Annotated in this window: 12 protein-coding genes; 9 read left to right on the top strand and 3 right to left on the bottom strand. The window is 62.2% G+C overall.

All coding sequences use genetic code 11. The features are described from left to right. The first annotated feature begins 16 nt into the window (after nucleotides 1-16). The 4 genes from gor (at nucleotide 17) to AC07UB_RS04855 (ending at nucleotide 5,154) form a co-directional block, all read left to right on the top strand. Nucleotides 17-1,402, top strand: coding sequence for a glutathione-disulfide reductase (gene gor, locus AC07UB_RS04870; protein WP_492792868.1), 1,386 nt, complete (start codon nucleotides 17-19; stop codon nucleotides 1,400-1,402). A 186-nt stretch (nucleotides 1,403-1,588) separates the two neighbouring features. After that, the gene (locus AC07UB_RS04865) at nucleotides 1,589-2,977 is read left to right on the top strand and encodes a class II 3-deoxy-7-phosphoheptulonate synthase (RefSeq protein ID WP_492792867.1); all 1,389 of its coding nucleotides are present in this window, start codon (nucleotides 1,589-1,591) and stop codon (nucleotides 2,975-2,977) included. A gap of 13 nt (nucleotides 2,978-2,990) precedes the next feature. Continuing rightward, nucleotides 2,991-3,344, top strand: a complete 354-nt coding sequence (locus AC07UB_RS04860; RefSeq protein ID WP_492793242.1) for a diacylglycerol kinase — start codon at nucleotides 2,991-2,993, stop codon at nucleotides 3,342-3,344. A gap of 55 nt (nucleotides 3,345-3,399) precedes the next feature. Beyond that, a complete protein-coding gene (locus tag AC07UB_RS04855) occupies nucleotides 3,400-5,154 on the top strand; it encodes an NAD+ synthase (protein WP_492792866.1) in 1,755 nt (584 codons plus the stop codon). Nucleotides 5,155-5,157: 3 nt separating this feature from the next. Here AC07UB_RS04855 and AC07UB_RS04850 read toward each other — a convergent pair whose 3' ends face one another. Further along, on the bottom strand, nucleotides 5,158-6,294 hold the full coding sequence (locus AC07UB_RS04850) for a DUF2865 domain-containing protein (protein ID WP_492792865.1): 1,137 nt from the start codon (nucleotides 6,292-6,294) through the stop codon (nucleotides 5,158-5,160). Nucleotides 6,295-6,450: 156 nt separating this feature from the next. Next, nucleotides 6,451-6,750: a hypothetical protein gene (locus tag AC07UB_RS04845; protein WP_492792864.1), complete on the bottom strand. Its 300-nt coding sequence runs from the start codon at nucleotides 6,748-6,750 to the stop codon at nucleotides 6,451-6,453. 295 nt (nucleotides 6,751-7,045) lie between these two features. Here AC07UB_RS04845 and cysS point away from each other — a divergent pair, with 295 nt between their 5' ends. The 4 genes from cysS to AC07UB_RS04825 all read left to right on the top strand — a co-directional run bounded on the left by cysS (nucleotide 7,046) and on the right by AC07UB_RS04825 (nucleotide 11,084). Beyond that, complete coding sequence (cysS, locus tag AC07UB_RS04840) at nucleotides 7,046-8,428, top strand: cysteine--tRNA ligase (protein ID WP_494651970.1); 1,383 nt, start codon at nucleotides 7,046-7,048, stop codon at nucleotides 8,426-8,428. Between the two features lie 114 nt (nucleotides 8,429-8,542). Next, entirely contained in the window at nucleotides 8,543-9,067 is a 525-nt protein-coding gene (locus AC07UB_RS04835; protein WP_494652679.1) for a GNAT family N-acetyltransferase, read from the top strand. Then, nucleotides 9,064-10,662 (top strand): citramalate synthase, encoded by a 1,599-nt coding sequence (gene cimA / locus AC07UB_RS04830; RefSeq protein ID WP_494651971.1) that lies wholly within the window; start codon nucleotides 9,064-9,066, stop codon nucleotides 10,660-10,662. Before AC07UB_RS04835 ends, cimA begins: the two co-directional genes overlap by 4 nt. 29 nt (nucleotides 10,663-10,691) lie before the next feature. Next, complete coding sequence (locus tag AC07UB_RS04825; protein ID WP_494651972.1) at nucleotides 10,692-11,084, top strand: VOC family protein; 393 nt, start codon at nucleotides 10,692-10,694, stop codon at nucleotides 11,082-11,084. A 15-nt stretch (nucleotides 11,085-11,099) separates the two neighbouring features. Here the strand turns inward: AC07UB_RS04825 and AC07UB_RS04820 are convergent, their stop codons facing one another. Continuing rightward, the gene (locus AC07UB_RS04820; protein ID WP_494651973.1) at nucleotides 11,100-11,705 is read right to left on the bottom strand and encodes an LOG family protein; all 606 of its coding nucleotides are present in this window, start codon (nucleotides 11,703-11,705) and stop codon (nucleotides 11,100-11,102) included. Nucleotides 11,706-11,920: 215 nt separating this feature from the next. On the opposite strand from AC07UB_RS04820, the gene AC07UB_RS04815 reads away from it, so the two are divergent. Next, the gene (locus AC07UB_RS04815; RefSeq protein ID WP_494651975.1) at nucleotides 11,921-13,894 is read left to right on the top strand and encodes an ABCB family ABC transporter ATP-binding protein/permease; all 1,974 of its coding nucleotides are present in this window, start codon (nucleotides 11,921-11,923) and stop codon (nucleotides 13,892-13,894) included. Nucleotides 13,895-13,929 lie beyond the last annotated feature (35 nt).

Raw genomic sequence — 13,929 nt, 5'->3', positions numbered from 1 at the left:
ATCACAGGTTTTCCAGATGGCGGATTTGGACGTTGATCTGTTCGTAATCGGCGGTGGCTCGGGCGGCGTGCGCGCGGCCCGGATTGCCGCCGGTCACGGCGCAAACGTACTGGTCGCCGAGGAATACCGGATGGGCGGCACCTGCGTGATCCGCGGCTGCGTGCCCAAGAAGCTGATGGTCTATGCCTCCCATGTTCGTCACGAACTGGAGGACGCCGCGGGCTTCGGCTGGACCATCCCGCCGGCGACATTCGACTGGCCGACCTTGATTGCCAACAAGGATCGGGAAATCGCCCGGCTCGAAGCCGCCTACACGTTCAACGTCGAGAAATCCGGCGCGCGCATCGTCAAGACCCGCGCCGTGTTCGAGGACGCGCATACGCTGCGGCTGGGCACGGGCGAAAGCGTCAACGCGAAGTATGTGCTGATTGCGACGGGCGGCGCGCCCAATCACGGCGAGGCCATCCCGGGCATTGAGCATGTGATCTCATCCAACGAGGTCTTTCATCTTCCGAAGTTTCCGAAACGCATCGTCATTCAGGGTGGCGGTTACATCGCGCTGGAGTTCGCCTGCATTTTCGCGGGTCTCGGCGCCGATGTCACGGTGATCTATCGGGGCGAGAATATCCTGCGCGGTTTCGACGACGACGTGCGTTTGCATGTCCGCAAGGAGATGGAGAAGGCGGGCATCACGGTGCTGACCGGCTGCATCGTCACCAAGGTCGACAAGCACGGTGAGGCTTTCACGTCGCATCTGTCGAACGGATCGAGCATCGCATCCGATCAGGTGATGTTTGCCGTCGGCCGTCATCCGAACATCAAGGGTCTTGGCCTTGAAAAGGTTGGCGTCGCGCTGAACCCGGTGAACGGCGGCATCGCCGTGGACGGCTTTTCGCAAACCAGCGTTCCGCACATTTATGCGGTGGGTGATGTCACGCATCGGTTGAATCTCACGCCCGTCGCGATCCGTGAGGGTCATGCCTTTGCCGATACCGTGTTCGGCAAGCGCCCGACGCGGGTCGACCACGCCGACATCCCGACGGCGGTGTTTACCCAGCCCGAGGTGGGCACGGTGGGACTGAACGAGGCGGAGGCGAGGGCGCAATACACCCACGTCGACATCTACAAGACCGATTTCCGGTCGCTCAAGTCGACGCTGTCGGGAAGCGAGTCCCGCATCATGATGAAGTTGATCGTCGATGCAGCCACCGACCGTATCCTCGGTTGCCATATCGTGGGTCCGGAAGCGGGCGAACTGATCCAGATCGTCGGCATCGCAGTGAAGATGAAGGCGACCAAGGCCGATTTCGATGCCACCATGGCGGTCCATCCCACCGCCGCCGAAGAACTGGTGACCCTGCGCACGCCGAGCGCCCGCCACGTCCGTCAGGCTGCGGAATAGCCACTCGACGCTGTCCAGCGGCATCTGTCCGCATCGGGTTGGGCTGGCCCCGTCCAGCCATGCTTAACGGCCTCGAACCCGGCCAAGCCCCTGATCCGTCATGCCGATTTGCAACTGGCAAGACCCGGGCCATCTGTGTATAACCCGGCGCTATTAGATATTGTTGTTTCCTGAGGAGTTTCCGTCATGTCCGAGCGGTGGACGCCCGACAGCTGGCGCAAGAAGCCAGTCCTGCAAGTGCCAGACTATCCCAATGCGAAAGCCTTGGCCGATGTCGAGGCGCAGCTTGCGACGTTTCCGCCGCTGGTTTTTGCAGGTGAGGCGCGCAACCTGAAGAAGTCGCTCGCCCGAGTCGCAAACGGCGAGGCTTTTCTTTTGCAGGGCGGCGATTGCGCCGAGAGCTTCGCCGAACATGGCGCCAACAACATCCGCGATTTCTTCCGCGTGCTGTTGCAGATGTCGGTCGTGCTGACCTATGCGGCCGGTCTTCCGGTGGTAAAGGTCGGCCGCATCGCCGGGCAGTTCGCCAAGCCGCGTTCGTCGCCGGTCGAGAAACAGGGCGATGTCGAGCTGCCGAGCTATCGCGGCGATATCGTCAACGACATGGCGTTCACGCCTGAAGCGCGCATTCCCGATCCGCAGCGCCAACTGATGGCGTACCGCCAGTCGGCGGCGACGCTGAACCTGCTGCGCGCCTTCGCGACCGGCGGTTTCGCCAATCTGGGCAGCGTGCATCAGTGGATGCTCGGCTTCCTGAAGGATTCGCCGCAGTCGCGCCGCTACAAGGAGTTGGCCGACCGTATCTCGGACGCGCTCAACTTCATGCAGGCGTGCGGCCTTGATCTGGAAAGCCATCCGGAACTGCGTGCGACGGATTTCTACACCAGCCATGAAGCGTTGTTGCTCGGATACGAGCAGGCGTTCACGCGCGTCGATTCCACAACGGGCGACTGGTACGCGACCTCGGGCCACATGATCTGGATCGGTGACCGCACCCGCCAGCTCGATCACGGCCATGTCGAATATTTCCGCGGCATCAAGAATCCGATCGGTCTGAAGTGCGGCCCGTCACTAAAGCCGGACGAACTGATCAAGCTGATCGACGTGCTCAATCCCGATAACGAACCGGGGCGCCTGACGCTGATCAACCGCTTCGGCTCGGACAAGATCGACGCGCATCTGCCGCAACTGATCCGCGCCGTGAAGCGTGAAGGACGGTCGGTGGTCTGGTCGTGCGATCCGATGCACGGCAACACCATCACCTCGACGAGCGGCTACAAGACCCGGCCGTTCGATCGGGTGCTGGGTGAAGTGAAGTCGTTCTTCACGATCCATGCGGCGGAGGGCACCCATGCGGGTGGCGTTCACCTCGAGATGACCGGGCAGGATGTCACCGAGTGTATCGGCGGCGCGCGCGCCATCACCGATGAGGATCTCAACGACCGTTACCACACGGTCTGCGATCCGCGCCTGAATGCCGAGCAGTCCATCGACATGGCTTTCCTGATCGCCGAACTGCTCAAGCAGGAACGCGTGGGCAAGGTGAAGCCGATGCCGGCCGTCGCTGGGTTTTAATGTGAGCTCCATTCTGCTGCGGATGTGGCGGGCCACGATCAACACCGGCAACGGAATAAAATTCGCATTCCGGTCGGAACAGGCGTTCCGGGAAGAGACAGTCGCACTGCTGCTGTCCTTGCCGCTTGCCTGGCTGATCGGGGTCACGCCGGTGCGGCGCCTCGAACTCGTAATGGTCGTGCTGCTGCTGCTGGTCGTTGAACTGCTCAACACGGCCATCGAGAAACTGTCGGATCGTCTCACGATGGAGCACGATCCGCAGATCGGCCGCGTCAAGGACATGGGATCGGCCGCGGTCGGTCTTACGCTTGTCATGGCGGGGGCGCTGTGGCTGTTCGCCATCGTCGAGCGCATGGGTCTCATCTGATTTGTGCTCTTCGTGAGCAATTGCGGATGCCTCGCTCGCCGGGCTAAAAGCGATCATGACCAAATCCACGCAATTCACGATTACGCTGGCGCAGCTTAACCCCGTGGTCGGCGATGTCACGGGAAACGCCGCCAAGGCGCGGGCCGCGCGAACACGCGCGAACGCGGACGGCGCCGATCTTGTGGTGCTGCCCGAGCTGTTCGTCGCGGGTTATCCCCCCGAAGACCTCGTGCTGAAACCGGCGTTCCAGGCCGCGTGCCGTGCTGAAATCGAGATGCTGGCGCGCGAGACCGCCGACGGCGGACCGGCAATGCTGATCGGTACGCCGTGGGTCGATGACGGCAAGCTCTACAATGCCTGCGCTCTGCTCGACGAAGGCCGCATCGCCGCGCTGCGTTTCAAGGTCAATCTTCCGAACTACGGCGTGTTCGACGAGAAGCGGGTGTTCGCGCGCGGACCTGTGTCCGGCCCTGTGACCATCCGTGGCGTGCGGGTCGGCATTCCGATTTGTGAAGATACGTGGATGGAGGAATCCGCCGACTACGAAAACGTCGTCGAATGCCTTGCGGAGACCGGCGCGGAAATTCTGATCGTGCCGAACGGCTCGCCTTACACACGCGAGAAGAACGACATGCGGTTGTCGGTGTCGGTCGCGCGTGTCGCCGAAAGCGGATTGCCGCTGATTTATCTGAACCAGATCGGCGGACAGGATGAACTGGTGTTCGACGGCTCGTCCTTCGCGCTGAATGCGGATCGCTCGCTGGCGTTCCAGTTGCCCGGCTTCGTCGAAAACATCACGACGGTGCGCTGGACCAAAGGCGAGGATGGCTGGAGTTGCAAGGGACCGGTTGTGCCGGTGCTCGACGGCGACAAGGGCGACTACGCCGCCTGCGTTCTCGGCTTGCGGGACTACGTCGGCAAGACAGGTTTTCCGGGTGTGCTGCTCGGCGTCTCGGGTGGCATCGATTCAGCGCTGTGCGCGGCCATTGCCGTGGACGCGCTTGGCGCAGACAAGGTGCGCGGCGTGATGCTGCCGTTCCGGTTCACGGCACAGGAATCGCTCGACGATGCGGCGAAACTCGCGAAGGCGCTCGGCATCAAGTACGAAGTGTTGCCCATCGCCGCGGCGGTAAACGGCTTCGAGGAAATCCTGAAGCCACCGTTCGCCGGGCGGGAACGCGACGTCACCGAGGAAAATCTTCAGGCGCGCACGCGCGGCGTGCTGCTGATGGCGATTTCCAACAAGTTCGGCTCGATGCTGGTCACCACTGGCAACAAGTCGGAAATGTCGGTGGGCTATGCCACGCTCTACGGCGACATGAACGGCGGCTACAACCCGATCAAGGACATCTACAAGACCGAGGTGTTCCGTCTTTCGACCTTGCGCAACTCGTGGAAGCCCGAGGGCGCGCTTGGCCCGTCCGGCGAAGTCATCCCGCCGAACATCATCACGCGCCCGCCGACGGCGGAGTTGCGCGAGAACCAGACCGATCAGGACTCGCTGCCGCCTTACGACGTGCTCGACGCGATTCTGGAACGGCTGGTGGAGCGCGAGGAGCCGCTGGCGTCGATCGTGGCCGAGGGGTTCGACCGCGACACCGTCGCGCGGATCGACCGCTTGCTGAATATTGCCGAATACAAGCGCCGTCAGGCTGCCCCGGGCGTGAAGGTGACGCGCAAGAATTTCGGCCGCGACCGCCGCTATCCGATCGTCAATAAATTCCGCGACACCGGAAAGCCGCCGGCCGAGCCCGATCATGCGCTGGTGACACGATCCAGCCGCGGATCTGCGGAAGCGTTCGAGGGCTGAAGTTTACCGCGCCGGGATGAACGTCGGCCCCACCGAGCGGATCGGCTTGTCGCCGGACGCAGGCGCCTCGGCCGCAGGCGCAGGGGCCGCGCCGGTCGGCAACGGCTGGGCGTTGGCAGGGGTTGCAACGGTGCCCCCCTTCTTCTGAGCCGCCGCAGGCACTCGCGCCGGCTGCGACATTTTCTTCGAGCTTTCGTCCGTGACGATGATATCGCCTTGCTGCGCGGCAGATGCCTTCTCGTCGATGTTCTTCAGCGCGTCAGACCATGTCTGGCCCGCCGCCTTGCAACTGCAGGCCTTGTCGAAGCTCTGGCGGTAGCGGAACGCATTGGGTGACTGCGGATACGGCTGGCCGTTGATCGAGACTGCCTGATTGATGTCTTCGCCGGGGTTGCGGAAGCTGTAGAGCGTCGCGTCGGCAGCCGGGCAGAGCGCCTTGCAGGTGCGCTCGTCGTCCGCAAAGCGGCTTTGGACCGTGGCGAAGGAAATCGGGAAATAATAGCCATCGCAACTGCGCACGCAGACTGTGCGGAATGTCGATGACGGTGCTCCGTAATCGCCACTCGGCGGAGGCGGGCTGTTGCCACCAAACAGGTTTTCAAGGAATCCGCCGCCACCGCTGTTGCGGAGCATGCCGGCGTATTGCGGGCCGCAATTATTCTGGGCGAGCGCCATCAGCACCGAGCGGCGCTGGTTCTCGCGCTCCGAACCGCCGAACCCGCCGCCGCGTAGCCGCTCGAGATTGGTGGTGATCTGGTCGAGGTTTGCCCGCATCTGCTGAATGCGCGTGTTGAGCGGTCCGCACTGCGGCGACTGGCCGCTGAACAGCGAGAAGAAGCCCGAGCTGTCGCAGCCCTGTCGCTTGGCCTGCTCCTGCACGCGCTCAAGCTCCGATTGCTGCCGGCCCTGCGCTTCTTCGTATCGGCGGACCTGCTCGGCCTTGGCGCTGTCACCGCCGCCGCCGTCGATGGCCGACAACTGGCCGACCAGCCGCTGGCAGATCGGGTTGCCGCCCACGCCGGGCTGACCGCCGGGCGGTGGCGGATATGGCTGCTGCGCGGACGCGCCATGGCTCAGCAGCGCTGTGCTGATGAGCGCAGCGCCGGCAATGATCCATCGCAGATGAGAAAAACTCGGCAAGCTGTCACGATCCGTTTAGCTGACCGCGACGCGGCCGACGGACGCTCCCATACTAGCTTCCGGCGGCGAGGTCACGTCGATTTACGGGCAGAGATAAGGCAGACAATCGTGACGAAAAGAAGCCTCGGCTAGCGATCCGGAACCGGAAGGGCCGTGTCAGCGCTGGCAGGTAATCGCGATATATTCGCTGTTGCCGCGCGAACTTGCGGTGGAGGCCGGGGTAGCGCCGGTCACTTCATCGGGATCGACGCGACGGTAACCGGTGGCCTGTGCAAACTCGCGTGACTGGCAATACGCGCGCGCGGCGGGCGCTCCGCATTTTTCACCCTTGGCGAGGCACTCGTCGATGCCGTAGCCGTCCGGCTGGTTTGCAACAATGAACACCCGGCTGTCGGCACGAGTCTCGGCGGACATGGCTAGGAAGGCGATGGCGGACAACGTGAATGCGAATCGCATGGCATGAACCGGTTCTGGAAAAAGGCAGCCGCATACATCAATAAGTCCGAAGGGTTAAGAATGATTAAGGACGGCGAGGCCGGGCGGCCAAAGGCTTAATCACGCGCCGAAATCGTCGCCGGATGACCTTGACGCGGTCCCCCGGGCTGGACCATTGTGCGGCCCATGAACGGTTCTCTCTCCATTTTCGGCATCTGCCGCGAGATTATTAGCTAGCGATTCGCTGGCTGGAGCCGTCTTTTCTCAATCGAGATCATGGGACGACCCGGCCGCAAGGCAAGGGATTTTGGATTCCATGGAGCTGAAGCTCTACGACACGCTGACCAAGGAGAAGCAGCCGTTCCGGCCGCTAGATCCGAATGACGTGCGCATGTATGTGTGCGGGCCGACGGTCTATGACTTCGCGCACATCGGCAACGCGCGTCCCGTGATCGTATTCGACGTGCTGTTCCGGCTGCTGCGTCACGTCTATGGCGCGGACCACGTCAAATACGTCCGCAACATCACCGACGTTGATGACAAGATCAACGATCGCGCAGCGCGGGATTTTCCCGGCCTTGCGCTGAATGACGCAATCCGCCGTGTCACGGAGCTGACCGAGAAGCAATTTCACGACGACGTCGATGCGCTGGGCTGCCTGCGGCCTACCGTCGAGCCGCGTGCGACCGAGCATATCGCGGAAATGCGCACGATCATCGAGAAGCTGATCGCCAACGGCAACGCCTATGCCGAACAAGACCACGTTCTGTTCAAGGTGGCGTCCGATCCGAACTACGGAAAACTCGCGCGGCGTTCGCTGGACGAGATGCTGGCCGGCGCGCGTGTCGATGTCGCGCCCTACAAGCACGACGCGATGGACTTCGTGCTGTGGAAGCCGTCGAAGCCGGGCGAGCCGTCATGGCCGTCGCCGGGCGGCATCACGGCCGAAGGCCGTCCTGGCTGGCATATCGAATGCTCGGCGATGGCGTGGAAGCATCTCGGCGAGAAGTTCGACATTCACGGCGGCGGCATCGACCTCGTGTTTCCGCATCATGAGAACGAACTCGCGCAATCATGCTGCGCGTTTCATGAAGACCGCATGGCGAATGTCTGGATGCACAACGGCTTTCTTCAGGTCGAAGGCGAGAAGATGTCGAAGTCGACCGGCAACTTTGTCACAATCAACGATCTGCTCAAGGACTGGCCGGGGGAGGTGCTGCGTCTCAACATGCTGAAGACACATTATCGGTCTCCGATCGACTGGACGCTCAAGGGGCTGGAAGAAAGCGCCAAGACGCTGGACGACTGGTACTGGGTCGCTGCGGACGACAAGGGTGGCCGTCCGTCGCGTGTCGTGACCGACGCGTTGTCCGACGATCTGAATACGTCGCAAGTGATCACGTCGTTGCACGGTCTTCGCAATGCTGCGGCGTCCGGCGACGAAGAGCGCCGCGGCGAATTCGCAGCATCGCTGCGGTTGCTCGGCTTTCTGTCAACCAGCGCGGCTGAATGGAATGCGCGCAAGCAGACCGCCAGTGGCGTGGACGCGGCGCAGGTCGATAAGCTGATTCTGGACCGCACCGCTGCCCGCACCCGCAAGGACTTCAAGGAATCCGACCGGATCCGCGACGAACTCGCGGCGATGGGCGTCGTCATCAAGGATTCCAAGGACGGCACCACCTGGGAGATCGCGCGATGACCAAGCCCGACACTCCGTTTCCGAAACACTGGCGCTATTACATCGCGATCAAGTGGCTGCTGATCGTGGCGGCCCTCGCGCTGGCGCTGAAACTGATCGATGTCTGGTAAACCTATGGGCCAAGCTATCCCCAAAGTCGGCCTGCGGCCGCTCCTTCCAGCGGATACGCCGGTGCTCGCGGCGATTTTCGTCGCCAGCATCGATGAGTTGGCCGAGGAGGATTATACCGAAGCGCAGCGCGAGGCCTGGGCCAGCGTCGCCGAGGACGAGGAGAAATTCGGCAAGCGTCTTGCGGGCCAGCTCACGCTGGTGGCGACCATTGAAAGTTCACCCGTCGGTTTCGCGTCGCTGAAGGGCGCGGATCATCTTGATCTGCTCTATGTGCATCCGGGTTTTGCGCGGCAGGGTGTCGCATCGGCGCTTTGCGATGCGCTGGAAAAGCTCGCGGCCGCGCGCGGGGCGACCGCGCTGACGGTAGAGGCGAGCGACACCGCCGAACCGTTTTTCGTGCGCCGCGGCTATACCGGCCAGCAGCGAAATACCGTGACGGTTGGCGACGAGTGGCTCGCGAACACAACGATGACAAAATCCCTCGGCGGCGATGCGCCGCGAGGCGAGATGCCGGGAAGGCCATCATGAGCCGCGAACGTCTCTATCTGTTCGACACCACGTTGCGCGACGGCGCGCAGACCAACGGCGTCGATTTTACGCTGCATGACAAGCAGATCATCGCCGACATGCTGGACGATCTTGGCATCGACTATGTCGAGGGCGGTTATCCCGGCGCGAATCCGTCCGACACGGAATTTTTCGCGACCAAGCCGAAATTCGATCATGCGAAATTCACCGCGTTCGGCATGACGCGCCGTCCCGGCCGCTCGGCCTCGAACGATCCGGGATTGTCCGCGTTGATCGAAGCCAAGGCTGACGCGATCTGCTTCGTCGCGAAGTCGTCCGAATATCAGGTTCGCGTGGCACTCGAGACCACCAACGAGGAAAACCTCGCTTCGATCCGTGACAGCGTCGGCGCCGCGAAAGCGGCGGGCCGGGAGGTCATGCTCGACTGCGAGCATTTCTTCGACGGCTACAAGGAAAATCCGAAGTTCGCATTGTCCTGCGCCAAGGCGGCGTATGACGCCGGCGCGCGCTGGGTGGTGCTGTGCGACACCAACGGCGGCTCCATGCCGAACGAGATCGAGGCCATCGTCGGGGAGGTGGTGAAGCATATTCCCGGCGACCACGTCGGCATCCACACCCACAACGATACTGAACAGGCCGTCGCTAACTCACTGGCCGCGGTGCGCGCGGGCGCGCGGCAGATTCAGGGCACGCTCAATGGCCTCGGCGAACGCTGCGGCAACGCCAATCTCTGTTCGCTGATCCCCACGCTGAAGCTGAAGAAGGAGTTTGCCGACAAGTTCGAGATCGGGGTGTCGCAGGAAAAACTCGCGACGCTGGTCCATGCTTCGCGCGCTCTGGATGACATTCTTAATCGCGCGCCGGATCGTCATGCGCCGTATGTCGGCGAAAGCGCCTTCGTGACCAAGACCGGTATTCACGCATCGGCGGTGCTGAAAGATCCGCAGACGTATGAGCATGTCGCGCCTGAATCCGTCGGCAATCACCGCAAGGTCCTGGTCTCCGATCAGGCCGGGCGCTCCAACGTCATCGCCGAACTGGAGCGGGCAGGGATACCGTTCGACAAGAACGATCCAAAGCTCACGCGTCTTGTCGAGGAGATGAAGGAGAAGGAGGCGGCGGGTTACGCCTACGAGTCGGCAAATGCGTCGTTCGATCTGTTGGCGCGGCGCACGCTCGGCAAGGTGCCGGATTATTTCCGCGTCGTGCAGTTCGATGTCAACGTCGAGCAGCGCGATAACGCGATCGCCCAGCGCGTCACTGTGGCGATGGCGGTGGTGAAGGTCGATGTCGCGGGCGAGATGCTGATCTCGGCGGCGGAAGGCAACGGCCCGGTGAATGCGCTCGATGTCGCGCTGCGCAAGGACCTCGGCAAGTATCAGAAGTACATCGAAGGCCTGAAGCTGGTCGATTATCGCGTCCGTATCCTCAATGGCGGCACCGGCGCGGTGACGCGCGTGCTGATCGAGAGCGAAGACGAGGCTGGCCAACGCTGGACCACGGTCGGCGTGTCGCCCAACATCATCGACGCGTCGTTTCAGGCGTTGATGGATTCGGTGATCTACAAGCTGGTGAAATCCAACGCGCCTGTGTGAGCGGCGGCCGCGCATAAACTGGAGGTCCGATGATCGATCATGTATCCGTCGGCGTGGCCGACCTTGCGCGAGCAGCGGGATTTTACGAGGCGGCATTCGCGCCGCTGGGGCTGAAAAAGCTGATCGTGCGTCCCGGGACGATCGGGTTCGGCAAGGACTATCCGGAGTTCTGGATCAATCTTCGTGCGGGCATGGCGCCGGTGCTGCCGGAAAGTGGGACACACATCTGCTTGCGCGCCAGAAGCGCGGCGCAGATCGATGCGTTTCATGCCGCCGCGCTTGAGGTGAGCGGTCGCTCCGACGGTGGGCCGGGCCCGCGCCCGGAATATCACCCGAGCTACTACGCGGCTTTCGTCATCGATCCGGACGGCAACCGTATCGAGGTTGTGACATTCCTGAAGGACGAGCAGCCGGCGGCGTAATCCACGACGCGCAGCCTACAGCCGGCTGGCGACCTTGTCGTCCATCAGCTTCTCAGCTTCGGGGACCTTCGCCGCCGCTTTCTGCATGGTCGGGAGAACATCCTCGACCCGATCGGCGGTCAGAACATCGACCCACAGATTGGCGCGAATGAATTCCGTCTGCTTCATGTGCTCGATTAGAACGAGCAGGGGATTCCAGAACCCGTCGATGTTGGCGAGCAGGATCGGCTTGCTGTGGCGGCCGAGTTGCGACCATGTCATCTGCTCGACCAGTTCTTCCAGGGTGCCTACGCCGCCGGGAAACGCCACGAAGGCATCCGAGTGCTCGAACATCAATCGCTTGCGCTCGTGCATGTCCTTGGTGACGATGAGCTCCTGCGCGCGCTGAAGCGCGTTCTCGCGCTTGGTCAGGAAGGTCGGGATGATGCCGGTGACCTTGCCGCCATGATCGAGCGCGCCGGTGGCCACCGCGCCCATCAGGCCGATGGAGCCGCCGCCATAAACGAGACCGACGCCGTTTTCGGCAAGGGTCTTGCCGAAGGCTGTGGCTGCTTTGACAAACTCGGGATTGGTGCCGGGGCCGGAACCGCAATAGACGCAAACGTTCTTAATGGTATTCATACAGGGCGATGTGGCACTGCATTGCGACATCGTCAAGACGCGCGGTTTGCGGTGCACGGTCGATTGTTTTGCAGATCGCGCTTTTTGGGAAAAGAATCGCTGCGGAAGGGTGCGAAAACGCTTCGAAAGCTCTATATGACGGGGATGACGACACCACCGAACAGGCGCCCGGCGCAGCATTTTGCCGCCTCAGGCCTCAAGGCGACTGACGCTTAATGGCCGACCTCTATCCCGCTGAACCCGCCGAAGTTCTGGCCGACGCCAAGCCGCCGGCAGCCGTCGATCTGAATGCCGAGAAAGCGACGCTGTTCGGAACGCTCGCGCATTTGTGGCCGTATATCTGGCCGGGCGATCGCTTCGATCTCAAAATGCGCGTCGTGTGGTCGATGGTGCTGTTGCTCGTCGCCAAGGCCGCGACGCTGTTCGTGCCGTTCACCTTCAAGTGGGCCGTCGATGCCCTGACCGGCGCCGACACCGCGCCGGTGCAGTCGTCGAACTGGATGCTGTGGCTGATCGCGTCGCCCCTGATCATGACGCTGAGCTACGGCGCCATCCGCATCGTCATGATGGTGCTGACGCAATGGCGCGACGGTCTTTTCGCCAGCGTGGCGATGCACGCGGTGCGCAAGCTGGCCTTTCTCACCTTCGTTCACATGCACGAACTCTCGCTGCGCTTCCATCTGGAGCGCAAGACCGGCGGCCTGACGCGCGTGTTGGAGCGAGGACGCACCGGCATCGAGACCATGGTGCGCATGGTGATCCTGCAACTCGCGCCAACCATCGTCGAACTTGTTCTGATGATGGGTGTGCTGCTGTGGCAGTTCGACTGGCGCTACGTGCTGGTGACGTTCGTGACCGTGGTCGTCTACATGGTCTTTACCTACTACGCGACGGAATGGCGGATCGATATTCGCCGCCGGATGAACGACTCCGATACCGAGGCGAACACCAAGGCGATCGACTCGCTGCTCAATTATGAAACCGTAAAATACTTCAGTGCTGAGCAGCGCGAAGCGCAGCGCTATGACAAGTCCATCGAGCGGTTCGAGCGCGCCAGCGTCCACACCTATACCTCGCTTGCCGTGCTCAATACCGGGCAGGCGATTATTTTTACCTTCGGTCTCACCGCGACCATGCTGATGTGCGCTGTGGGCGTGCGCAATGGCACGAACACGGTCGGGGATTTTGTCATGGTCAACGCCATGATGATCCAGCTCTACCAGCCGCTGAACTTCATGGGCATGGTCTATCGCGAAATCAAACAGGCGATCATCGATATCGAAAAGATGTTCGGCGTACTGTCGAGAAATCCCGAAGTGAAGGATATCCCGGGCGCAAAGCCGCTGCAGGTGTCTACCGGCACTGTGCGCTTCGAGGATGTGCGCTTCTCTTACGACCCGGAACGCCCGATCCTGAAAGGACTGAGTTTCGAGGTGCCCGCCGGCAAGACTGTCGCCATCGTCGGGCCATCGGGCGCGGGGAAGTCGACCATCTCGCGGCTACTGTTCCGCCTTTATGATGTCAGCGGCGGTAAGATCACGATCGATGGCCAGAACATTCGCGACATCACGCAGTCGTCGCTGCGCGCGTCCATCGGCATGGTTCCGCAGGACACGGTGCTGTTCAACGACACCATCCGCTACAACATCCGCTACGGCCGCTGGGACGCGACCGACGCGGAAGTAGAGGCAGCCGCTACGATGGCGCAGATCGACGGCTTCATCCGGATGTCGCCGCATGGTTACGAGACCGAGGTGGGCGAGCGCGGATTGAAACTGTCCGGTGGCGAGAAGCAGCGCGTTGCGATTGCACGCACGATCCTGAAAGGCCCGCCGATCCTGGTGTTGGACGAGGCAACGTCGGCGCTGGATAGCCACACCGAACAGGAAATCCAGGACGAACTGGAGAAGGTGGCGCGCGGCCGAACGTCGCTGGTGATTGCGCATCGGCTGTCCACCATTGTGGGCGCGGACGAAATCATCGTGCTGGATCAGGGTCGCATCGCCGAACGCGGCACCCATTCACAGCTTCTGGCGGCAAACGGCCTTTACGCCAGCATGTGGAACAGGCAACGTGAGGCTCAGGAAGCGCGGGAAAAGCTGGCCATGATGGCCGACGAGAACATCGCGCCCAACCGTGTGCCGCCGCCGGTCGTCGATCCGCTGGCAGCGCCGGAAGCTGCCGAATAGCTTTGGCTCAAGTTTAACCACAGGTCTGTGAACTC

The organism is Afipia sp. GW821-FHT04G03, assembly GCF_059419985.1.
The sequence above is the reverse complement of the archived record's forward strand: the minus strand, read 5'-3'. Positions and strand labels throughout refer to the sequence as shown.

Excerpts from the sequence above, each read along its gene's own strand:
- AC07UB_RS04825 (WP_494651972.1), top strand. The coding sequence starts at position 10,692 with ATGATCGATCATGTATCCGTCGGCGTGGCCGACCTTGCGCGAGCAGCG.
- AC07UB_RS04820 (WP_494651973.1), bottom strand. The coding sequence starts at position 11,705 with ATGAATACCATTAAGAACGTTTGCGTCTATTGCGGTTCCGGCCCCGGC.
- AC07UB_RS04815 (WP_494651975.1), top strand. The coding sequence starts at position 11,921 with ATGGCCGACCTCTATCCCGCTGAACCCGCCGAAGTTCTGGCCGACGCC.
- gor (WP_492792868.1), top strand. The coding sequence starts at position 17 with ATGGCGGATTTGGACGTTGATCTGTTCGTAATCGGCGGTGGCTCGGGC.
- AC07UB_RS04845 (WP_492792864.1), bottom strand. The coding sequence starts at position 6,750 with ATGCGATTCGCATTCACGTTGTCCGCCATCGCCTTCCTAGCCATGTCC.
- cimA (WP_494651971.1), top strand. The coding sequence starts at position 9,064 with ATGAGCCGCGAACGTCTCTATCTGTTCGACACCACGTTGCGCGACGGC.
- AC07UB_RS04855 (WP_492792866.1), top strand. The coding sequence starts at position 3,400 with ATGACCAAATCCACGCAATTCACGATTACGCTGGCGCAGCTTAACCCC.
- AC07UB_RS04865 (WP_492792867.1), top strand. The coding sequence starts at position 1,589 with ATGTCCGAGCGGTGGACGCCCGACAGCTGGCGCAAGAAGCCAGTCCTG.
- AC07UB_RS04835 (WP_494652679.1), top strand. The coding sequence starts at position 8,543 with ATGGGCCAAGCTATCCCCAAAGTCGGCCTGCGGCCGCTCCTTCCAGCG.
- cysS (WP_494651970.1), top strand. The coding sequence starts at position 7,046 with ATGGAGCTGAAGCTCTACGACACGCTGACCAAGGAGAAGCAGCCGTTC.